The organism is Streptomyces sp. NPDC004435 (genome assembly GCF_042873895.1).
Classification (GTDB): Bacteria; Actinomycetota; Actinomycetes; order Streptomycetales; family Streptomycetaceae; genus Streptomyces.
Window position 1 is genome coordinate 126,651 of sequence record NZ_JBIAMB010000022.1, and the last position, 20,221, is coordinate 146,871.

Below are 20,221 nucleotides of genomic sequence, written 5' to 3' on the forward strand. Positions count from 1 at the left end.
ACACGGTCACAGGGCGACCAGGGCCGGGTCCTGGTCCGAGCGGCGCAGGGCGTCGGCGACGAAGCCGTTCCTCTTCAGCTCCTCGACGAGGGAGCGGAGGTACGCCACCGTCTCCGGCGCCCTGTCCTTCGTCGTGCCGACCGCCTGCCGGATCTCCATGAACCGGCCGTCGATCAGGCGGACTTCGGGGTGGGCGGCGACATAGGCCGCCATCGGCTGGCGGATGCCCGCGCCGGCCTCCAGGTCGAGCGTGCGGAAGACCTCGACGCCCTCCGCGCCCCGGACGACGGTGGCGTGGGCGAGGGAGCGGGTGAGGTGGAGGTCGTACGCGGAGCCCTGCTTGACGCCGACCCGGACACCGGGCACGTCCACGTCCTCGACGGTGGCGAGCGCCGAGTCGCGGGGGACCGCGTACACGCCCTCGATGACGACGTACGGGGCGGTGAAGGCGACCTCCTTCTCACGAGCCGGGTCCACGGCGAGGAAGCAGAGGTCGGCGCGGCCGTCGGCCATCGCCTCGAACGACTTGCGCGCGGCGTCGAAGCAGAGCGTCTCGACGGAGAGCCCGAGCCGCCGGCCGATCTCCCGTGCGAGGTCGACCGTGATGCCGGCGGGCGCCTCCGGCGTGCCCTGGGCGAGCACCGGGTTCCCGAGGTTGATGGAGGCGCGCAGGACCCCGGTGGGCGCGAGGTCGGCGGCGATCGCGGCGATGTCGTGGTGCGTGGTCGTCATGGTTGCGGAGTCTAGGCACCGTCAGGCGAGCCAGAGGGCGCTGTGGCGGTGCAGGGCGGGCGGGATGTCGACGATGTCGGCGGCGCCGGGGCCGAGCGGGCCGGGGCGGGGGCCGGGGGCGTCGGCGAGGCGGCGGGCGGTGGTGAGGCGGGCCCGGAGGGCCTGGCGGGCGCGGCGTTCGAGCCTGGCGGCCCCGTGGGCGACGGAGGCGTCGTGCTGGTAGCGGGGCAGGCGGTACACGCGCACGTGGCGGCGGACGCGTACGGGGCGGGGGCGGCGGCCGGCGCGTTCGGCGTCGGCGAGAGTGCGGGCGCTGTACCGGAGGTCGTACAGGACGACGGCACGGAAGAGCCCCCCTCCGGGTGTGTCCCATCGGTCGTGTCGCGGGTGGGAGAGGTGGTGTGCGGTGCGGGTCACGGAAGGGCTCCGTCCGTCGGTCACCGCCGGGGAGGTCCTGGCGGGCTAACGGAAGCCACGGGGCCCGCGCGTGACGCGTTTCCGGGCCGCGGGGTGGTGGGTGCGAGGGCGCATGAGCGGGAGCCTACGCGGAGGAATGGCCGGGTGTGGCCGAATTTCATGGGTCCCCGTCCGCATGTTTTCAGCCATGTGCACGTGCTTTCGGAGGTATTAATTCCATTCGGCGGTGATCCTTCCGGATGGCATTTTATCCGGCCTGACCTTGGGTTTCTCATATAGAGGACATGAAGATCAGAGTTGGTCTAGACATTTATTCCGGAAGGCGGGTAGGTTGCGGAACGCGAGTTCTCGTGAACGTTTGCACGACCCGAAATCCGTCTTCAGTTTGTGAGGGATCCTATGGTCAAGGCAATTGTCGGCATGGCGGACCGCGTGCTCGGTCGCGTTCTCCGCGAGGAGAGCGCCGAGGCGTACTGCGCCTGCCCCGCGGGCGGCAGCAGCTGGTGCTCCGGCTCCACGCTCTACGTCAAGGTCTGCTGTTCCTGGAACTGCGCGGCGGCGCCCACCTGCGTCACCAAGTCCTACCCGGGCGACTGCTGACACCGCTTTCCGCACCCTTCCGTGAAGCGCCCTCCCCGGTGCCGCCCCGCGCGGCCCGGGGAGGCTCCCGGCCCGGACCGTCCGACGGAGGAGAGCCCGTGACCGATTCCCTGATCCTCGCCTTCCGGTGCGTCGTGGCCGTCGTCCTCGCCGCCTCCGCGCTGGGCAAGGCGCGCGCCCCCCGGGAGTTCCGCGCGACCGTCCGGGAGATGCGGATCGTGCCGCTGGGCACGGTCGGCGCGATCGCCGTGGCGGTGCCCGTCCTGGAGGCGGCGCTCGCCGTCGCCGTCTGGTTCCCGGCCCTCACCACCTGGGCCTTCGCCCTCTCCTTCGGTCTGATCGCGGTCTTCACCGCGGCCCTGGTCTCGGTCCTCCGCCGGGGGATCGACACCTCCTGCTCCTGCTTCGGCGCCTCCCGCACCCGGGTCGGCCCCGCGCACCTCGTCCGGAACGCCGCCCTCCTGGGCGCGACCGCCACGGGGCTCGTCGCCTCCCTCGCCGCGGGCGGGCCGGCGTCCGTCCCGGTGCTCGGCGCCCTCGACTCCCTCGGCGTCGCCGGCGTCTTCACCGGCGTCCTCGGCGGGGTCTGCGTCAGCGCGCTCGTCCTCTCCACGGACCTGCTCGCCGACGTCTTCTCCGCCCCCGCCCCGGGAACCGGCCGGCGGACCTCCTGAAGACGAGGCCGTACGAAGCCGTACGAGGCCCCGGCGGCGCACCCCGACGGCGCCCACCCTCCCGCATCCGCCGAGAACCCAAGCGAGGCCCTTTCCATGCTTGTCGCCGCCGTCGTCCTGATCGGCTGTCTCTCCGTCTTCAACCTCTTCCTGCTGCTCGCCCTCGCGCGCCGGACCTCCGCGTCCGCCGGGAATTCCGGTGAATACGTGTCCGACGCTCCCGAGAACACGCTCCCCGACGGTTCCCCGGTCCCCGAATTCCGGACCACCACACATTCCGGCGAGGAGATCGACCGGAATTCCGTCGCGCCCGGATCCGTCATCGGATTCCTCTCCACGACGTGCACGCCGTGCGTCGAGCAGGCGCCGGAATTCGCCGCCCTGGCGAAGGACTTCCCGGGTGGCCGGGATCATGTGCTCGTCTTCCTCAAGGGCGGCGGTCCCGAGCGGCAGCGGATGATCGATCTGCTCGATCCGGTCGCCCGGGTCGTCACCGAGGCCGCCGGCTCCCACGGCGCCTCGGCCTCCTTCGGCATCGTCCGCTGGCCCAGCTACCTCGACGTCGACGCCGAGGGACGCGTCAGCGACCGCGGCCAGGTCGCCGCCGCACCGACGGCGTCCGCCCACTCGTGAACGCCCCCGCACCCGAAGGCCCGACATCGAGCGGCCCGGCACCCGAAGGGCCCGCCCCCACCGGCCGCAAGGACGTCGTCCGGGCCGGGCGGACCGCCGCCGGGCTCGCCTGGCGGGCCGGGCGCGGCGCGCTCCTGCTCTACCTGGCGGGAAGCGTCGTCGCCGGGCTGCTGCCCGCGGCCGCCGCGCTCCTCGTCCGCGAGCTGTTCGACGCGATCACCCAGCACCGGCCCACCGACGCCCTCGTCCGCGTCGCCGTCCTCCTGGTGGCGGTCAGCCTCGGCATCGCGCTCGTCCCCGCCGTCACCGACTTCCTCCGCGAGCAGCACGCCCGCCGCCTCCAGCTCACGGTGCAGGACGAGCTGTTCGAGCGGGTCAACCGGCTCCCCGGACTGCGGTACTTCGAGAACCCGGCCTTCCAGGACGAGCTGCGGCTCGCCCAGGAGGCCGGCTCCTCCGCCCCCGGCATGCTGATCGGCTCGGTCGTCGGCGGCGTGCAGGCGCTGGTGACCTTCCTCGGCTTCCTGGTCACGATCTGCGTCCTCAACCCGCTGCTCGGCGCGCTCACCGTCGTCATGGCGCTGCCCACCTTCCACACCCAGCTCACCGCGGGCCGCCGGCGGGCCGCCGTCATCCGGGACATCGTGGCGAACAGCCGCCGTCAGCTCTTCTACGCCGGCCTGCTGACCGACACCGACGCGGTGAAGGAGATCCGGCTCTTCGGACTCCAGGACCACTTCAAGGACCGGGCGCGGGCGGAGCTGGCCGTCGCGTCCGAGGCCGAGCGCCGCACCGAACTCCGTAACCTCGTCAGGGGAGTTCCATCGTCCGTCCTCGGCGTCGCCGTCTACGGCGTGGGGCTCGTCTGGGTCGTCGGGGCCGTCGGCCGGGGTGCGCTCTCCGTCGGCGACGTCTCCGTCTTCCTCGCCGCCACCGCCGCCATCCAGACCGGAGTCGGCCAGCTGGCGAACACCGGCAGCAACGCCTACCAGGCCCTGCTCACCTTCGTCTCCTACCGGGCCCTGCGCGACATGACCCCCGACCTGCGGCAGCTGGAGGGACCGGCCCGGGAGCCCGGCCCGCTGCGGTCCTCGATCACCTTCGAGAACGTCTGGTTCCGGTACGACGACACCTCGCCGTGGGTGCTGCGCGGGGTGGACCTGACGCTCACCGCGGGCGCGGCGACCGCGCTCGTCGGACTGAACGGCGCCGGCAAGAGCACCCTGGTGAAACTCCTCTGCCGGCTGTACGACCCCCCCGAGGGCCGCATCCTCTGGGACGGCACCGACATCCGCCGCTTCACGCCCGACGCGTACCGGCGCCGGATCGGCGTCGTCTTCCAGGACTACCGCCGGTACGACCTGACCGCGGGCGAGAACGTCGGCCTCGGGCGGCTCGACCGGGCCGGTGACACCGGCGCGGTCACCGGGGCGGCGCGGGCGGCCGGCATCCACGACCGGCTCACCCGCCTGCCCGCCGGGTACGACACCCTCCTCAGCCGGATCTTCGTCCCGGACGGGGAGCAGGCGGCTGCCTTCGGCGGCCAGTCGCTCTCCGGCGGCGAGTGGCAACGGGTGGCGGTGGCGCGGGCGTTCATGCGCGCCGACGCCGATCTGCTGATCCTCGACGAGCCCAGCGCCGGCCTGGACGCGGAGGCGGAGAAGGAGATCCACGACAGCCTGCGCACCCTGCGGGCCGGCGCGACCGGGGTGGTCATCTCGCACCGGCTGAGCGCCGTCCGCGACGCCGGGCACATCGTCGTCCTCGGCGACGGGCGGGTGGTCGAGGAGGGGACGCACGAGACGCTGATGGACGGGGGCGGCCGGTACGCGGAGCTGTTCACGCTCCAGGCGGACGGCTACCGTACCGACGCGCCGGACCCGGACCGGGCGCAGGTCCCGGACCCGGTGGCGTGAGGAGGACGACGTGTACGTGATCCTGGCCGCGGCCGCCGGCCCGCTGCTGCTCCTGGTGCTGCTGCGCCGCTTCCTGTCCCGGCTGCGGATCGACGGGCCGAGCATGATGCCGGCGCTGCGGGACGGGCAGCGGGTCCTCGTGCTGCGCAGCGGCGCGGCCCGGCTGCGCACCGGCCGGATCGTGCTCGTCGCCCCGCCGGAGGGGCTCGTGCGTCCCCGGCGGGGCGCGGCGCCGGCCGGGCGGCCGCCGCTGGTGGTGAAGCGGGTCGCCGCGCTCGCCGGGGAGCCGGTCCCGCCCGAGGTGTGCGCCGCGGCCGGCGTCCCGGAGGGCGCGCTGGTCCCGCCGGGCCGGTTCGCGCTGCTCGGCGACAACCCGGCCTTCAGCACGGACTCCCGCTACTGGGGCCTGCTGCCGGTGTCCAGCGTCGTCGGCGTGGTCCTCGACGGAGCCGCGTGACGGAGCCGCGTGACGGGTCGGCGGGCCGGGTGTCCTTCGGGAGGGGGTGCGCGGCTGTGGCCCTCGTCGCCCGGTCGAAGGGCCGGCCGGACTGACGGAGCCCCGTCCCCGCGACACGCGCGCGGGGACGGGGCCTCGTCCTTCGGAGCCGTACAGCTCCTTCGTCGTTCTCCCTCGTGCCGGACCGGCGGACCGTCAGACCTTCACGGGTTCCGGGGTGCCCGCCGTGCCGGCGGTGGGGCCGCCGGCGGCCACGGGCTCCGGCGGCGCCACCGCCTCCGTGTCCACGTCGAACTCCTCGATCAGCTCGCGGCTGAAGCCCCAGAAGTAGGTGGCGACGAAGCCGACGAGGTAGCCGACGAGCAGTCCGCCCGCGTAGATCGCGATCGTCTCGCCGAGGCCCTTGTTGCCGTCGAGGAGCGGGAAGAGCGCCCAGCCGGACGGGCCGATGGCGGTGGAGCCGACCTTGTCGCCCAGCATGTTGAAGAGGCCGATGAAGCCGCCGCCGAACGCGCCGCCGACGCAGGCCGTGATGAAGGGGCGGCCCAGCGGGAGGGAGACGCCGTAGATCAGCGGCTCGCCGACGCCGAGGAAGCCGGCCGGGAGGGCGGACTTGATGGTGCGGCGGATGGAGCCGTTGCGGGGCAGCTTCAGGTAGACCGCCATGGCCGCGCCGACCTGGCCCGCGCCCGCCATCGCCAGGATGGGGAGGAGGACCGTGTAGCCCTGCTGCTCGATCAGCGTGGTGTGGATGGGGATGAGGGCCTGGTGGAGGCCGAGCATCACCAGCGGCAGGAAGAGGCCGCCGAGGAGGAAGCCGGCGCCGGCGCCCGCGTTCTCCAGGAGCCAGTTGGCGAAGTCGCCGATGGCCTGGGAGACCTCGCCGGCGACGAACATCAGGCCGAAGATCGTGACCAGGCCGGAGATGAGCACGGTGAGCGTCGGGGTGACCAGGACGTCCAGGGACTCCGGCACCCAGCGGCGGCACCACTTCTCCACGTACACGGCGAGGACCGCCGCGCCGAGCGCGCCGAGGACACCGCCCTGGCCCGGGGAGAGCGCCTGGCCGAAGACCTCGATCTTGGCGACGCCCGCGTAGACGATGATGGCGGCGACCGCGCCGCCGAGGATCGCCGTGCCGCCGAACTCCTTGGCCGTGTTGTAGCCGACGAAGACCGCGATGAGGGCCATGAAGCCGCTCGCGATGGCGGCGAGCGCCGGGGTGACGCCGGGCAGCCAGCCGAGGTTGATCAGCAGGCCGTTGAGGCCGGCGATGATGCCGCAGCCGATGAGGGAGGGGATCAGCGGGACGAAGATGTTCGCGATCTTCCGGAGGAAGAGCTTGAACGGGGTCGCGTTCTTCGCCTTCTGGGCCGCCTTGATGGCGGCGCCCTGGGCCGCCAGGTCGTCGGCGGTGTGCACCGGTGCCGCGGCGGCCCCCTCGGCCACCAGGGCCTCGAACTCGGGGGTCACGCGGGCGACCGTGCCGGGGCCGAGGACGATCTGGTACGTGTCGTCCTCCACCACCCCCATCACGGACGGCAGCGCCTTGAGGGCCTCGTCCTGGACGAGCGAGCGGTCGCGCAGACCCAGCCGGAGGCGGGTCATGCAGTGGGCCACGGAGGTGATGTTCCCGGCGCCGCCGACGAGGGGCAGGATCGCGGCGGCGATGGCGCGGTTCTTGTCGTCTGTGCTCATGGTGCGGTGGTGCCTTCGGTACGGGGGTGGGGGGAGGGGGACGGCTCAGGTGGTCGCGTGCAGCGCCGCACGCAGATGGCCGTGGGAGTCGTGCAGCCGCCGGGCCGCGGTGGCGGCGTCGACGTCGGCGAGGATGATCAGGATGGCGTTCTTCACCTCGCCCTCGGCCGCGGCGAGGGCGGACTCGATCTGCTCGTCGGGGGCGCCGGTCGCGAGCGCGACGATGCGGCGCGAGCGGGCCTGGAGCTTCTCGTTGGAGGAGCGGACGTCGACCATGAGGTTCCCGTAGGTCTTGCCCAGCCGGATCATGGTGATCGTCGAGATCATGTTGAGGACGAGCTTCTGCGCCGTGCCGGCCTTCAGCCGGGTGGATCCGGTGAGGAGTTCGGGACCGGCGACGACCTCGATGCCGTGCTCGGCGGCGGCCGCGAGCGCGCTGTCCGCGTTGCAGGACAGGCCGATGGTGAGCGCGCCGAGGGCGCGGGCGTGCTCGACGGCGCCGATGGCGTAGGGGGTGCGGCCGGAGGCGGAGATGCCGACGACGGTGTCGTCGGGGCCGACGGAGAGGGCGTCGAGGTCGGCGGCGGCGAGCTCCTTGGAGTCCTCGGCGCCCTCGACGGCCTGGACCATGGCGGAGGGGCCGCCCGCGATCAGGCCGACGACCTGGGAGGGGTCGGTGTTGAAGGTGGGCGGGCACTCGCTGGCGTCGAGGACGCCGAGCCGGCCGGCGGTGCCGGCGCCCAGATAGAGCAGCCGGCCGCCGCGGGCCATCCGCTCGGCGGTGGCGTCGATGGCGGTGGCGATCGCCGGCAGCTGCCGGGCCACCGCGGCGGGGACGGTCTGGTCCTCGCCGTTCATGATGCGGGCGATCTCCAGGGTGGACAGCCGGTCGATCTCGGCCAGTTCGGGACGGAACGCCTCGGTGGTGAGGGTGGCCAGCTGGGCGCGGAGTTCGGAGTACGTGGTGGACACGGGCGGCTGCTCTTTCATGGGGTCGGCTTCGGGGGCTCGGGGGGCTCGGGGGCTTGGGGTCGGGGAGGGGTGTGCGGGTCGGGGCTCTCGGGGTCGGGGCTCTCCGGTTCGGGGTGGGCGTCGTGGGTCAGCGGGTGGTGGTCCGGGGTGCGTGGCGGTGGGCGAGGGCTTCGTACGAGGCCGCGAGGGCGGGGGCCGCGGTCTCGTACGTCCGCTGGGTGACGCAGGTGAACAGGCAGTCCACGACCAGGAGCTGGCTGGTGCGGGACGACATGGCCGCCGGTCTCAGCTCGCTCTCGCGGGCGGTGGAGGTGGTCAGCACGTGGTCGGCGTACTGGCTGACCGGCCCGTCCGGACGGCCGGTGATCGCCACCGTGGTGGCGCCGTGCTCGAAGGCGACCCGGAGCGGTTCTATGACGTCGCCGGTGGAGCCGGAGTGGGTGATGGCGAGGGCGACGTCGCCGGAGCGGAGCTGCACGGCGTTGGTGACGGCGAGGTGCGGGTCGCTGTGGGCGTGGGCGACGAGGCCGATTCGGAGCAGCTTCTGCACGAGGTCCTGGGCGACGAGGCCGGAGGCGCCGACGCCGTACACGTCGATGCGGCGGGCGGTCGCGCAGGCGGCGGCGACGGCGCCGAGCTGGACGGTGTCGAGGCCGGCGGCGGTGTCGGCGAGGGTCTGCCGCTCATCGTGGGCGAGCTTGGCGACGACGTCGGCGACCGGGTCGTCGACCGCGATGTCGGCGGTGACGGAGGGCGCCCGGCCGGACTGCTGCTGGGCGGCGAGGCCGGCGAGGGCGAGCCGCAGGTCGCGGTAGCCGGGGTAGCCGAGGAGCCGGGCGGTGCGGACGACGGTGGCCTCGCTGGTGCCGGTCAGTTCGGCGAGGCCGGTGACCGTGAGGGCGGCGCAGCCGGCGGGGTCCCCGGCGACGGCCTCGGCGACCCGCTGCATGGAGCGGGTCATGGAAGGGGAGAGGGTCCGTACCTTGGCGGCGAGCGCGGCCGGTGCGGGGGGAGCGGGAGACGCGGCCTGCGTCTCACTGCTGAAAGTTTCCTTCACGTCATTGGTCACGACTGAAAGATACTTTCAGGAGGGCGGGGTGGACAAGAGCCCGTAAGGCCCGGATCAGGAGCGGAAGGGCGGGACCTTCGTCCTTCCGGGTGTCGTCGGGTGACAATGACCTCATGGACGACATCGACCCCGTGGAGCAGGCGCTGCACACTGCCCGCGCGCTGGTGCTGGCCGACCTCGCGGCCCGTGACGTGGCCGCGGCGCAGGTCGTGTCGATGGTGGAGGACGCGGTGACGCACCGCCGCTGGTGGGTCGAGCAGTGGCCCGAGGGCGTGGAGTACGTCGCCGGCCTCGTCGCCCAGGACGTCCAGGACGCCCTCCTGGAGGCGTACGGCCGCTGGCCCCTCTGCCCCGTCTGCTCCTCCGGCGACCCCCACGCCCTCGACGTCGAACCCGAGCTGGGCGCGGACCCGCACTGGGTCTGCGGCAAGCAGGGTGTCGTGGTGGCGCGGGTGGGCGGGCTGACGTGAGGACCGCCCCCGGCGGGAGCCTCCCCCGATGACCCTCTACATCGACCCGCCGACCTGGCCCGGCCACGGCCGCATGTGGTCGCACCTGGTCAGCGACGTCTCCTTCGAGGAGCTGCACGCCTTCGCCGCCTCGATCGGCGCCCCGGCGCGCGGCTTCGACCGCGACCACTACGACATCCCCGCCGACTGGCACGCGACCGCGGTCGCCGCCGGCGCCGTCCCCGTCGGCTCCAAGGAACTCCTCCGCCGCCTCACGGAGGCCGGTCTGCGCCGCCCGAAGGGCCGGCCGCCGCTCTAGTTCTCCTGCCGGGACAGTTCGGCCGTCGTGGGCGCGCCCTGGGCGCCGATGACCACCCGGGACTTCTCCGGCCGGGTGAGCTTCAGGGAGACGGCGACGGCCGCCAGGGCCAGGGCGGTCATCGCCGCGCCGGCCCAGGCCGGGGAGACGTAGCCGAGGCCGGCGTCGATGACGGTGCCGCCGAGCCAGGGGCCGCCGGTGTTGCCCAGGTTGAAGGCGGCCGTGGTGGTGGCGCCGGCCAGGGTGGGGGCGGCGCCGGCGACGTTGAACATGCGGGCGTTGAGGGCGGGGGCCGTGTAGAAGGCCGAGACGCCGAGGAGGAAGGCGAGCAGGATCGTCGCCACCGGGCTGGAGGCGAGGAAGGCCAGCGCGATCAGGAAGACCGTGGACGCGGTGATGCCGCTGAGCAGGACGCCGAAGAGGTGGGCGTCGGCGACCCGGCCGCCGATCGTCGTGCCGACGAGGGCGCCGATGCCGAAGAGGGCGAGGACTCCGGAGACCCAGCCCTTGTCGAGGCCGGAGACGTCGGTGAGGAGCGGGGCCAGGTAGGAGAAGGCGCAGAAGACGCCGCCCGCGGCGAGCGCGGTGATCACGATCGAGAGGAGGACCTGGCGGTCGCGGTAGATCGTGAGCTCCCGCCCGAGGCGGGGCTTCGTCTCCGGGACCGGGATGTGCGGGATGCGGGTGACGACGCCGACGAGGGCGATCGCGGAGGCGGCGCCCACGGCCCAGAAGGCGGAGCGCCAGCCGAGGTGCTCGCCGAGGAAGGCGCCGGCGGGGACGCCGAGGACGTTGGCGATGGAGAGGCCGCCGATCATGACGGCCATGGCGCGGGCCCGGGAGCTCTGCGGGACCATCGCGATGGCGACGGCCGCGCCGACGGCCCAGAAGCCGGCGCAGGCGAGCGCGCTGATCACGCGGGAGGCGAAGAGGATCCCGTAGCTCGGGGCGAGCGCGCCGGCTATCTGGCCCAGGCCGAAGACGGTGATCAGCGAGACCAGGGTGGTCTTGCGGGGGAGCCTCAGGGTCGCGACGGCGAGCAGCGGGGCTCCGACGACCATGCCGATGGCGAAGGCGGAGATCAGCAGCCCGGCCTGCGGGATGGAGACGCCCATGTCCTCCGCGATGGGCGGCAGCAGGCCGGACAACATGAACTCGCTCGTGCCGAGCGCGAAGACCGCGATGCCCAGGACGTAGACGGCCAGGGGCATCCGGGGAGCGGCGGGGGACGTGGGGGCGGGCTCGGCTGAGGAAGACGGCATGACATGTGTCAACCGGTGGTTGGTTCCTGTCATTCCGGGGTCGCGGTTCTTCTCGCGATACGAGACGCGGCCGACGTGGCCCCGGTGCGACCTGCGGGGATCACGGGCGGCGGCGGGGCCGTCGCCCTGTGGGGCGGTGGAGTCTGGGGGCGGGGCGGGGCGGTGGAGTCTGCGGGCGCGGCGGTGGGGCCGGTGAGCGAGGTGGGGGCGCGCGGAGGCGTGGGCGCGGCTCGGGTTCAGGCCGCCGTGAGTTCCTTGAGTTCTCTCTCCAGGTTCTCCCGGGCCTTCGACTCCCAGACCGCCGCGCCGTACGGGGTGCGGAAGAGGCGGGGGAGGTCGAGGAGCTGGCGCAGGACGGCGGCGCGGCCCTCGCGGAAGGCGTCGTCGGGGACGAAGCCGTACTCCTCGCGGACCGCCGCCGCATACCCCCTGTAGGTATCGGGGCCGCCGGCGAGGATCGCGAGGTCCGCGTCGCAGAGGGTCTCGCCGTTGAGGTCGCCGGGGTCGGGGTCGTGGGTGACGGTGAGGCGGACCAGGCGGGCCACCTCCGCGACCTCGTGGGCGGTCAACCCGGCCTCGTTCAGGGCGCGTTCGGCGAGAGCGGCGGAGCGCTCCTCGTTCTCCGAGCGGTCGGGGCGGTACACGGCGTCGTGGAACCAGGCGGCGAGCCGGACGAGTTCGAGCTCCCCGCCCTCGCCGCCCTGGTCGGCGAGCTCGTCGATGCGGTCGAGGACCGCCCTCAGGTGGGTGACCGTGTGGTAGCGCCGCTGCGGCTCGGCCCAGCGGCCCAGCAGGTCGCGGCCGTACGGGGTGGGGTCCGGGCCCTCCCGGCCGGCGCGGGCGGCGAGCAGGGTGGCGTTCCAGCGCTGGAGGAGCTGTGTCTGGAGGAGGTCGCTGTCCTCGGTTGCGGTCATGGGCGCATTGTGCCCGCCCGGAGCGCCGCAGCCCCGGCGGAAGCGCGCCCCGCCCCTGCCGGCTTCGGCCCGGAAGCGCGCCCCCGGTCCCGGGGGCGTCCGCCCGAAAGGGTGCCGCGGCCCCGTGGGCGTCCGCCCGGAAGCGCGCCCCGGCCCCGTCGGCGTCCGCCCGAAAGGGTGCCCCGGCCCCGTCGGCGTCCGCCCGGAAGTGCGCCCCGGCCCCGCCGGCGTACGCCCGGAAGCGTGCCCTCATCTCACTCTTACATACCCCCCATGGGTATGCTACGGTGCTCCGCGAAGGTACCCCCCAGGGGTATGTGAACGGCCCAGGCCAACGGTCGGCCGCGAGTGAAGGGCAGTGCGATGTCAAACGTCAACCCCCGGCGCTGGTGGGCACTCCTCGTGCTCGCCACCGCCCAGTTCATGGTCATCATGGACACCTCGATCATCGGGGTCGCGCTCCCCGAGATGCAGAAGGACCTGGGCTTCAGCCAGGGCGAGCTCCAGTGGGTCTTCAACGCCTACGTGATCGTCTTCGGCGGTCTGCTGCTCCTCGGCGGACGCCTCTCCGACCTGGTCGGAGCGCGCAAGATCTTCGTCACCGGCTGGGTCGTCATGATCGCCGGATCGGTGCTCGCCGCCGCCGCGCAGACCGCCTGGGTCGAGATCGCCGGCCGCGCCGTGCAGGGCGTCGGCGGCGCGCTCATCGCGCCCTCCGCGATGACGCTCCTGATGATGCTCTTCATGCACGACCCGAAGGAGCTCGGCAAGGCGATGGCGCTCTACGGCGCCGCGGCTCCGGCCGGCGGCACCGCGGGCGTCTTCCTCGGCGGCGTCTTCACCGAGTGGGCCGCCTGGCAGTGGGTCTTCATCATCTACATCCCGATCGGCCTCGCCACCCTCGCCGCCACCAAGCTGCTCCCGGACGTCGAGTCCCGTCGCGGTTCCGTCGACGTCCTCGGCGCCGTCGCCGTCACCGCCGGTCTCGCGCTCGCCGTCTTCGCCGTCGTCCGCGCCCCCGAGGTCGGCTGGGGCGCCACCGCCACCATCCTCCAGCTGGTCGGCGCCGCCGCCCTCCTGGTCCTCTTCTTCGTGATCCAGAAGTCCGTCCGCGAGCCGCTCATGCCGCTCAGCGTCTGGCGGGTCCCGCGCCTCGGCTCGGCCAACCTGGCGATGACGCTGCTCGGCGCCGCGTGGATCCCGATGTGGTACTTCCTCAACCTGTACCTCCAGCAGGTCCTCGGCTACGGGGCCTTCGCCTCCGGCGCCGCGCTGCTCCCGATGACCGTGCTCCTCATGATCTTCATGACGGCCATCACCTCCCGCCTGATGATGAAGGTCGGCGCCAAGCCGCTGATCGGCGGCGGTCTGCTCGTCCTCGCCGCCGGCCTGGTCTGGCTCGCCGCCGTCCCGCCCACCGGCACCTTCCTCGTCGACGTCCTGCCGGCCTCGCTGGTCGCCGCGCTCGGCATGTCCCTCGCCTACATCCCGGCGATGATCGCCGCCATGTCCGGCGCCCCGCAGGAGCAGGCCGGCCTCGCCTCCGGCATCGTCAACACCACCTACAACGTCGGCTCCGCGCTCGGCCTCGCCGCCCTCACCGCGGTCGCCATGTCCCAGGGCGCCGACCAGCTCGGCAACCTGCCCAAGCTCACCGAGGGCTTCTCGGCCGCCTTCATCGGCGCCGCGGTCATCGCCGCCGTCGGCGGTGTCGTCACCCTCCTGGTGATGAAGGGCGACAAGGCCGTGATGGCCGCCGAGGACGCCCCCGCCCCGCAGGGCGAGAAGGTCTCCGCCTGACCCGCTCCTGATCCGCAGACCCGCTTGATCCGCCGGCCCGCCGGCGGAAGCGCGAGGGGCCGCCCGATGTCCGTCCCGGACGTCGGGCGGCCCCTTTCCCGTACCCGCTTCCCGTACACCCGTACGTCCGGACCCCCGTACCCCCTGGAGAGGACCGTCATGGAACTGAGCACCCGCGCCGTCCACGTCTACAACGAACCCTTCCCGGAGGGCAGTTGGCCGCTCTCCGTCCCCCTCGTGCAGTCCTCCGCCTTCGCCTTCGACTCCGCCGCCGAGCTCGCCCGCGCGATGGCCGACCCCGACGGCCGGTACGTCTACAGCCGGCGCGGCAATCCGACCGTCCGCGCCCTGGAGCAGACCCTCGCGGGCCTTGAGCGGGGCGAGGGGGCCATCGCTTTCGCCTCCGGGATGGGTGCGATCAGCGGCGTCCTCCTCGCGCTCCTGCGCCCGGGTGACCGGGTGGTCGCCCAGCGGTGCCTGTACGGCGGGACGCACGCCGTCCTGGCTGACCTGGCCGAGCGGTACGGGATCGAGGTCGTACGGATATCGGGGGACGACCCGGCGGAGTTCGAGGCGGCGGCCGTGCACCCCGCCACCCGCCTCCTCGTCCTGGAGACCATCGCCAACCCCACCGGGCAGGTCCCGGACCTCCCCGGGCTGCTCGCCTCCGCCCGGACCCTCGGGGTGACGAGCCTGGTCGACAACTCGCTCGCCTCGCCCGCGCTCTGCCGCCCGCTGGAGCTGGGCGCCGACATCGTGGTGCACTCCACCACCAAGTACCTCTCCGGGCACTCCGACGTCCTGGGCGGCGCCGCCGTCTTCGCCGACGACGCGCTGCGCCGCCGCGTCTGGCCCCGCACGGTCGAACTCGGCGCCTGCGCCGATCCGTTCGCGGCCTGGCTCACCCTCCGGGGGATCCCCACGCTGCCTCTGCGGATGCGTGAGCACTGCGCCAACGCCGCCGCGCTCGCCGAGCTGCTCGCGGCCCGCCCCGGCGTCACGGCCGTCCACTACCCGTGGCGCGCGGACCACCCCTCGTACGGCACCGCCCGGAAGGTCCTGGCCGGCGGCGGGGGGCTGCTCTCCTTCGAGCTCGCCGGGGGGCGGGAGGCGGGCCGCGCCTTCATCGAGCGCGTGCGGATCGCGAAGCTCGCGCTGTCGCTCGGCGGTGTGGAGACGCTCGTCGCCCACCCGGCGTCCACCTCCCACCGCGAGCTGGACGCGGACGCCCTCGCCGCCGCGGGGATCGCCCCCGGGCTCGTGCGGATGTCGGTCGGCATCGAGTCCGTCGAGGACCTGGGGGCCGACATCGAACAGGCCCTCACCTAGCGCGGGTTCAGGCTTCTTTTGGGTTGACAAAATAAATGACTGATTCGTAGATTGGGTGGTGCCAGGAAACGTAGAACTCCCACGTCAAGGGGGGCGCCTGATGCGCTACTTCGAGGACTTCCGGCCCGGCGACGTCCACGAGCTGGGCACCGTCACCGTCACGGCGGAGGAGGTGCTGGAGTTCGGCAGGCGCTTCGACCCGCAGCCCTTCCACACCGACCCGGAGCGGGCGAAGGACTCGCCGTTCGGCGGCCTGATCGCGAGCGGCTTCCACACCCAGTCGCTCTTCATGCGGCGGTACGTGGACGGCCTGCTCGCCTACAGCGACTGCCTCGGCTCGCCCGGCATCGACGAGGTCCGCTACCTGCGCCCCGTCCGCCCCGGCGACGTCCTCACCGCCCGCGTCGAGGTCCTCGGCGCCACCCCGTCGCCGTTCAACCCCGCCACCGGCACCGTCAGACCGCGGTGCACGCTCGTGGCCTCCGACGGGACGGCCGTGTTCAGCATGATCCTGCACAGCATCTTCCGCCGGCGCCCCGACGGCACCGAGGCCGCGCATCCGTCGTCGATGCCCGCGGCCGAGGACCCCGTCGGCTGCACGGGCGCCCGGGCCAAGGTCTGTGTCCCGCTCATGACCGCCTGACGGGTCCGTATGCCCGTCAGGCACCGAACACGGCCGTCCGCACCACCGAGCCCGTGACGAAGGACAACACCGAACACGGCCGTCCGCACCACCCGAGCCCGTGACGTAGGACAACACCGGACACCGACCGAAGGGGGACCTCCCAGTGGAGGCCGTATCCCGCACCGCCCAGTGGACCGCCGCCGCGCGGGCCCTGGAGACCGAGCGCGAGGACCGGCTGTTCGCCGATCCCTACGCGCGCACCGTCGCCGACGAGATCGGCTTCGAGCTGCTGAAGCGCTACGACGGCGGCGGCATCGTGCCGTTCCTCGCCATCCGCACCACCTACCTCGACCGGGCGATCGTCCGGGCCGTCCGGGAGCGCGGCATCCGCCAGGTGGTGCTCCTCGCCGCCGGCATGGACACCCGCTTCCACCGGCTGCCCTGGCCCGACGGCGTCACCGTCTACGAGCTCGACCGTCCCGCGCTCCTCGACGCCAAGGCCCGGATGCTCGCGGGCGAGCCCCGGCCCGAGGGCCGCACCCGCGTCGCCGTCCCCGTCGACCTCACCCAGGACTGGACGGGACCGCTGAAGGAAGCGGGCTGGAAGAGCGACGAGCCGGTCCTGTGGGTCGTCGAGGGCCTGCTCTTCTTCCTCCCCGAGCAGGCCGTACGCACCCTGATCGGGACGCTCGCCGCACACGCGGCGCCCGGCTCCGTCCTGCTCGGCGACGTCATCTCGCGCGCCGCCCTCACCAACCCGCTCGCCCGCGGCTTCATGAAGGCGCTGGAGGAGGACGGCAACCCGTGGCTCTTCGGCACCGAGGAGCCCGAGGCGCTGCTCGCCGACTGCGGCTGGGCCGTGCGCGAGGTGAAGCAGCCCGGCGAGCCCGGCGCCGACTTCGAGCGCTGGCCCTACCCGGTCCCGGCCCGCACGGTCCCGGGCGTGCCCCGCTCCTTCCTGTTCACGTGCGAGCTGCCGGGCGTGCCCGGACACGACGAGGAGGTGGCCGCGTGAGCGCCCACGACTTCCACCAGCGGGTCATCACCGACGCCGGCGCGGCCGTCCGCGGCCTGACCGTCGCGCTCGGCGAGCGCCTGGGCCTGTACCGGGCGCTCGCCGCCCACGGCCCCCTCACGGCGGGCGAGCTCGCCGGCCGGACCGGTACGGACGAGCGGTACGTCGAGGAGTGGCTGCACGCCCAGCTCTCCGCCGGCTACGTCGAGCGGCACCCCAGCTCGCTCGCGTACACGCTCCCCGCGGACCACGCCGAGGTCCTCGCCGATCCGAAGGCCGTCACCTTCGCCGCCGGCTTCTTCACCGCGCTGAAGGCGCTGTACGCCACCGAGGACCTGCTGGTCGAGGCGTACCGCACCGGTGACGGCGTCGGCTGGGCCGAGCACGACGCGGCCCTCGACACCGGCATGGGCTCCTTCTTCCAGCCGACGTACGAGCACAAGCTGGTCCCCGACTGGCTGCCCGCGCTCCACGAGGTCACGGAGAAGCTCGGCGCCGGCGGCACCGTCGCGGACGTGGGCTGCGGCGTCGGGCACACCACCCTCCTCATCGCGAAGGCGTTCCCGAACGCCACCGTGCACGGCTTCGACTACTCGGAGGAGGCCATCGCGATCGCCCGCGAGCTGGCCGAGGAGGCCGGGCTCTCCGGCCGGGTCGTCTTCGAGGTCGCCTCCGCCGACGACTACCCCGGCTCCGGCTACGACCTCGTCTGCTTCTTCAACGCCCTGCACGACATGGGCGACCCGGTCGCCGCCGCCCAGCACGTCCACAAGTCGCTGGACGCGGACGGCACATGGATGCTCGTCGAGTCCAACGTCTCCCCGGGGGACATCGACACGCAGACCCCCGCCGCCCGCATGTTCATGGCCCTGTCCGCCGTGATGTGCCTGCCGGTCGCGGTCGCGCAGCGCGGCCCGCACGCGCTCGGCAACCACTCGGGCGAGAAGGCGTTCCGGGCGATCGCCGGGGAGGCCGGCTTCACCCGCTGGCGGCGCGCCGCCGAGACCCCCGTGAACGCGGTCTACGAAGTCCGCCCGTAACCGACTGCGAAGGAGCACGAACCATGGGCGTGACCGCCCCCCTCCCCGTCAGCGACCGCTTCATGGAGGTCCTGAGCCGCCTCAGCGAGCGCTCCGTCGAGGACTACTACAACCCGTACCAGACCTTCCAGTGGCCCGAGACCCTGGAGGAGAACCGTTTCTGGATGACGCCGGAGCTGCTCACCGTCTTCGGCACCGAGCACTACGACACCCTCGATGAGGAAACGCTTCAGCGCCTTTCCAAGTGGGAGTCGGTCAACTTCTACAGCCTCAACGTGCACGGCATCCGCGAACTCCTCATCGAGGTCGTCGGCCGCATCCACATGCCGGGCTTCGAGGTGCCCTCGGACTTCTTCCACCACTTCATCGGCGAGGAGAACGAACACATGTGGTTCTTCTCCGAGTTCTGCCGGCGCTACGGCCACAAGATCTACGGCTCCACCGCCATGCGCGCCGACGCGGCCTGGGAGCCCGAGGTCGAGAACTTCCTCGTCTTCACCCGGATCCTCTTCTTCGAGGAGCTCGTCGACCACTACAACGCCCGGATGGCGAAGGACACCTCGCTCTGCCACACCATCCGCGAGGTCAACCGCATCCACCACCAGGACGAGTCCCGCCACATCGCCTTCGGCCGCGAGCTGGTCTCCCTGCTGTACCAGCGGATGTGCGAGGCCGTCCCCGCCGACCGCGTCCGCGAGGTGGAGGCGTACCTCAAGCGGTACGTCGTCTACAGCGTCAACTCGCTCTACAACCCGCACGTGTACAAGGACGCCGGCATCCCCGACCCGCTCGGCCTGCGCACCGCGCTCATCGCCGACCCGGCCCGCCGCGCCCACGAGCGGAAGGCGATCCGCAAGCCGCTCGCCTTCTTCCTGAAGACCGGGATCTTCTCCGACGACACCCTGCCCGTCCTCTGAGAGCACCGGTCCCGCGCGCACGGCCGAGGGCGCCCACCCGGGAGCCCTCACCGTGAGCCCACACCGAGAGGTGCACCGACCATGACCGTGACCATCCCCGAGACCGTCGGGGCGACCAGGGGCCTGCCGTCCCTGGGGCCGGAGGGGACCCGCCTGCTGCGGCTCCTCGACGACACCTTCGAACGCTGGGGCGTGACCGCGGGCGCCCGCCCGATGACCATGCCCCCGCTGCTGCCCGCCGCCGACCTGGCCCGGCTCGACTACTACGACAACTTCCCCCACCAGGCCGTCCTCGCCGCCCCGCTCGACCTGGAGCGGCGGCTCACCACCCCCTTCGACGGCCACCGCGGCCACTGGCCCGCGGCCTCCCTCGAACCGGCCGGCCTCGGTCTGCCCTCCGCGTCCTGCTACGCCGTCTACCTGGACCACCAGGGCCGGCAGGTCGCCGACGACACCCTCGTCACCGTCTGCTCGTGGTGCTTCCGCAAGGAGACCCACTACGAGGGCATGCGGCGGCAACTCGGCTTCCGCATGCGGGAGATCGTCGCCATCGGCTCCCGCGAGCACGCCGAGGACCACCTCACCGCCTTCACCGCCCGCGTCGACGCCTTCGCCGAGGCCGTCGGCCTGAGCCTGCGGAAGGAGGCCGCCTGCGACCCCTTCTTCGACAAGGGCGGCTCGAAGGCGCTCCTCCAGCGGCTCACCCCGGTGAAGTACGAGTTCCTGTACGAGGACCTGGCGATCGCCTCGGTCAACACGCACCGGAACTTCTTCGGCGAGCGCTGCGCCATCACGCTCGCCTCGACCGGCGGCCCGGCCTTCACCAGCTGCGTCGCCTTCGGCCTCGAACGGTGGCTGTCCGCGCTGACCCGCCGCCACGGCGGCTGGGAGGCGGCCACCCGGGCGGTCCTGGACGCGGCCGGGCCGGTGATCTGACGTGCCGGCCCGTCCCGTCGCCCCGCCGGCGGGCGGCCTGGGCTGGGCGAACCTCGGCATGGACATCGTGTCCGTCAACCGTGTCCGCCGGCTCCTCGCGCAGTACGGGGAGCGCTTCTTCGAGCGGATGCTCACCCCCGGCGAACTCGCCGACTGCCGCACCTCCACCGGGCTCGACGTGCTGAGCCTGTGCGGACGGATCGCGGCGAAGGAAGCGGCCTTCAAGACCTTACGGGTCAGGGGCAGGTTCCTGCCCTGGCCGGACATCGTGGTGCGGCGCTCCGAGGGCGGCTGGCCGCTCGTCGAGCTGCACGGCTCCGCCGCCGAGATGGCCGCCGGATCCGGCATCGCCGAGATCACCGTGTCCATCAGCCACGACGTGGACTACGCGGTGGCGGTCGCCGCCCCGATCATCGCCCACACCCCACCCACGCACACGAGTTGAGG

Annotated in this window: 22 protein-coding genes; 15 read left to right on the plus strand and 7 right to left on the minus strand. The window is 73.0% G+C overall.

What is annotated here, in order from left to right; genetic code table 11:
• Nucleotides 1-6: 6 nt before the first annotated feature.
• Together ACFYT9_RS32165 and ACFYT9_RS32170 are read right to left on the minus strand one after the other, a co-directional pair.
• On the minus strand, nt 7-732 hold the full coding sequence (locus ACFYT9_RS32165; protein ID WP_387278140.1) for a transporter substrate-binding domain-containing protein: 726 nt from the start codon (nt 730-732) through the stop codon (nt 7-9).
• Between the two features lie 21 nt (nt 733-753).
• The gene (locus tag ACFYT9_RS32170; RefSeq protein WP_389169291.1) at nt 754-1,149 is read right to left on the minus strand and encodes a hypothetical protein; all 396 of its coding nucleotides are present in this window, start codon (nt 1,147-1,149) and stop codon (nt 754-756) included.
• 399 nt (nt 1,150-1,548) lie between these two features.
• Here ACFYT9_RS32170 and ACFYT9_RS32175 point away from each other — a divergent pair, with 399 nt between their 5' ends.
• The 5 genes from ACFYT9_RS32175 to ACFYT9_RS32195 all read left to right on the plus strand — a co-directional run bounded on the left by ACFYT9_RS32175 (nt 1,549) and on the right by ACFYT9_RS32195 (nt 5,429).
• Nucleotides 1,549-1,749, plus strand: a complete 201-nt coding sequence (locus ACFYT9_RS32175; RefSeq protein ID WP_321193488.1) for a hypothetical protein — start codon at nt 1,549-1,551, stop codon at nt 1,747-1,749.
• A gap of 98 nt (nt 1,750-1,847) precedes the next feature.
• Nucleotides 1,848-2,423 (plus strand): MauE/DoxX family redox-associated membrane protein, encoded by a 576-nt coding sequence (locus ACFYT9_RS32180; protein ID WP_389169293.1) that lies wholly within the window; start codon nt 1,848-1,850, stop codon nt 2,421-2,423.
• Nucleotides 2,424-2,519: 96 nt separating this feature from the next.
• Nucleotides 2,520-3,056, plus strand: coding sequence for a TlpA family protein disulfide reductase (locus ACFYT9_RS32185; protein ID WP_389169295.1), 537 nt, complete (start codon nt 2,520-2,522; stop codon nt 3,054-3,056).
• Nucleotides 3,053-4,972 (plus strand): ABC transporter ATP-binding protein, encoded by a 1,920-nt coding sequence (locus ACFYT9_RS32190; protein WP_389169297.1) that lies wholly within the window; start codon nt 3,053-3,055, stop codon nt 4,970-4,972. Before ACFYT9_RS32185 ends, ACFYT9_RS32190 begins: the two co-directional genes overlap by 4 nt.
• A gap of 10 nt (nt 4,973-4,982) precedes the next feature.
• Nucleotides 4,983-5,429 carry a S26 family signal peptidase gene (locus tag ACFYT9_RS32195; protein WP_389169299.1) on the plus strand — a complete coding sequence of 149 codons (447 nt, stop codon included), beginning with the start codon at nt 4,983-4,985 and terminating at the stop codon, nt 5,427-5,429.
• A 195-nt stretch (nt 5,430-5,624) separates the two neighbouring features.
• On the opposite strand, the gene ACFYT9_RS32200 is transcribed toward ACFYT9_RS32195, so the two are convergent.
• The 3 genes from ACFYT9_RS32200 to ACFYT9_RS32210 all read right to left on the minus strand — a co-directional run bounded on the left by ACFYT9_RS32200 (nt 5,625) and on the right by ACFYT9_RS32210 (nt 9,168).
• Nucleotides 5,625-7,127 (minus strand): PTS transporter subunit EIIC, encoded by a 1,503-nt coding sequence (locus ACFYT9_RS32200; protein WP_389169300.1) that lies wholly within the window; start codon nt 7,125-7,127, stop codon nt 5,625-5,627.
• Between the two features lie 45 nt (nt 7,128-7,172).
• Nucleotides 7,173-8,117, minus strand: coding sequence for an N-acetylmuramic acid 6-phosphate etherase (gene murQ / locus ACFYT9_RS32205; protein ID WP_376600357.1), 945 nt, complete (start codon nt 8,115-8,117; stop codon nt 7,173-7,175).
• Nucleotides 8,118-8,226: 109 nt separating this feature from the next.
• Nucleotides 8,227-9,168 (minus strand): MurR/RpiR family transcriptional regulator, encoded by a 942-nt coding sequence (locus tag ACFYT9_RS32210; RefSeq protein ID WP_389169302.1) that lies wholly within the window; start codon nt 9,166-9,168, stop codon nt 8,227-8,229.
• Nucleotides 9,169-9,281: 113 nt separating this feature from the next.
• Here ACFYT9_RS32210 and ACFYT9_RS32215 point away from each other — a divergent pair, with 113 nt between their 5' ends.
• Nucleotides 9,282-9,638 (plus strand): hypothetical protein, encoded by a 357-nt coding sequence (locus ACFYT9_RS32215; RefSeq protein WP_376600360.1) that lies wholly within the window; start codon nt 9,282-9,284, stop codon nt 9,636-9,638.
• Between the two features lie 28 nt (nt 9,639-9,666).
• Nucleotides 9,667-9,936 carry a DUF4031 domain-containing protein gene (locus ACFYT9_RS32220; protein ID WP_387278156.1) on the plus strand — a complete coding sequence of 90 codons (270 nt, stop codon included), beginning with the start codon at nt 9,667-9,669 and terminating at the stop codon, nt 9,934-9,936.
• Here ACFYT9_RS32220 and ACFYT9_RS32225 read toward each other — a convergent pair.
• Both ACFYT9_RS32225 and ACFYT9_RS32230 read right to left on the minus strand, forming a co-directional pair.
• Complete coding sequence (locus tag ACFYT9_RS32225; RefSeq protein ID WP_387278175.1) at nt 9,933-11,147, minus strand: Cmx/CmrA family chloramphenicol efflux MFS transporter; 1,215 nt, start codon at nt 11,145-11,147, stop codon at nt 9,933-9,935. The two genes, ACFYT9_RS32220 and ACFYT9_RS32225, sit on opposite strands and share 4 nt — an antisense overlap.
• A gap of 287 nt (nt 11,148-11,434) precedes the next feature.
• Nucleotides 11,435-12,112, minus strand: coding sequence for a hypothetical protein (locus tag ACFYT9_RS32230; RefSeq protein WP_376600364.1), 678 nt, complete (start codon nt 12,110-12,112; stop codon nt 11,435-11,437).
• A 363-nt stretch (nt 12,113-12,475) separates the two neighbouring features.
• Here ACFYT9_RS32230 and ACFYT9_RS32235 point away from each other — a divergent pair, with 363 nt between their 5' ends.
• The 8 genes from ACFYT9_RS32235 (at nt 12,476) to acpS (ending at nt 20,219) form a co-directional block, all read left to right on the plus strand.
• Nucleotides 12,476-13,912, plus strand: coding sequence for an MFS transporter (locus ACFYT9_RS32235; RefSeq protein ID WP_389169305.1), 1,437 nt, complete (start codon nt 12,476-12,478; stop codon nt 13,910-13,912).
• Nucleotides 13,913-14,071: 159 nt separating this feature from the next.
• Entirely contained in the window at nt 14,072-15,241 is a 1,170-nt protein-coding gene (locus ACFYT9_RS32240) for a trans-sulfuration enzyme family protein (protein ID WP_389169307.1), read from the plus strand.
• 100 nt (nt 15,242-15,341) lie between these two features.
• Entirely contained in the window at nt 15,342-15,884 is a 543-nt protein-coding gene (locus ACFYT9_RS32245; RefSeq protein ID WP_376603299.1) for a MaoC family dehydratase, read from the plus strand.
• Between the two features lie 145 nt (nt 15,885-16,029).
• Entirely contained in the window at nt 16,030-16,881 is an 852-nt protein-coding gene (locus tag ACFYT9_RS32250; RefSeq protein WP_389169309.1) for a class I SAM-dependent methyltransferase, read from the plus strand.
• Complete coding sequence (locus ACFYT9_RS32255; RefSeq protein ID WP_376603301.1) at nt 16,878-17,921, plus strand: methyltransferase domain-containing protein; 1,044 nt, start codon at nt 16,878-16,880, stop codon at nt 17,919-17,921. Before ACFYT9_RS32250 ends, ACFYT9_RS32255 begins: the two co-directional genes overlap by 4 nt.
• A gap of 23 nt (nt 17,922-17,944) precedes the next feature.
• On the plus strand, nt 17,945-18,838 hold the full coding sequence (locus tag ACFYT9_RS32260; protein WP_387278168.1) for a diiron oxygenase: 894 nt from the start codon (nt 17,945-17,947) through the stop codon (nt 18,836-18,838).
• An 81-nt stretch (nt 18,839-18,919) separates the two neighbouring features.
• Nucleotides 18,920-19,774: a hypothetical protein gene (locus ACFYT9_RS32265; protein ID WP_376603303.1), complete on the plus strand. Its 855-nt coding sequence runs from the start codon at nt 18,920-18,922 to the stop codon at nt 19,772-19,774.
• A 1-nt stretch (nt 19,775) separates the two neighbouring features.
• Nucleotides 19,776-20,219, plus strand: a complete 444-nt coding sequence (gene acpS / locus ACFYT9_RS32270; RefSeq protein ID WP_376603304.1) for a holo-ACP synthase — start codon at nt 19,776-19,778, stop codon at nt 20,217-20,219.
• Nucleotides 20,220-20,221: the final 2 nt, after the last annotated feature.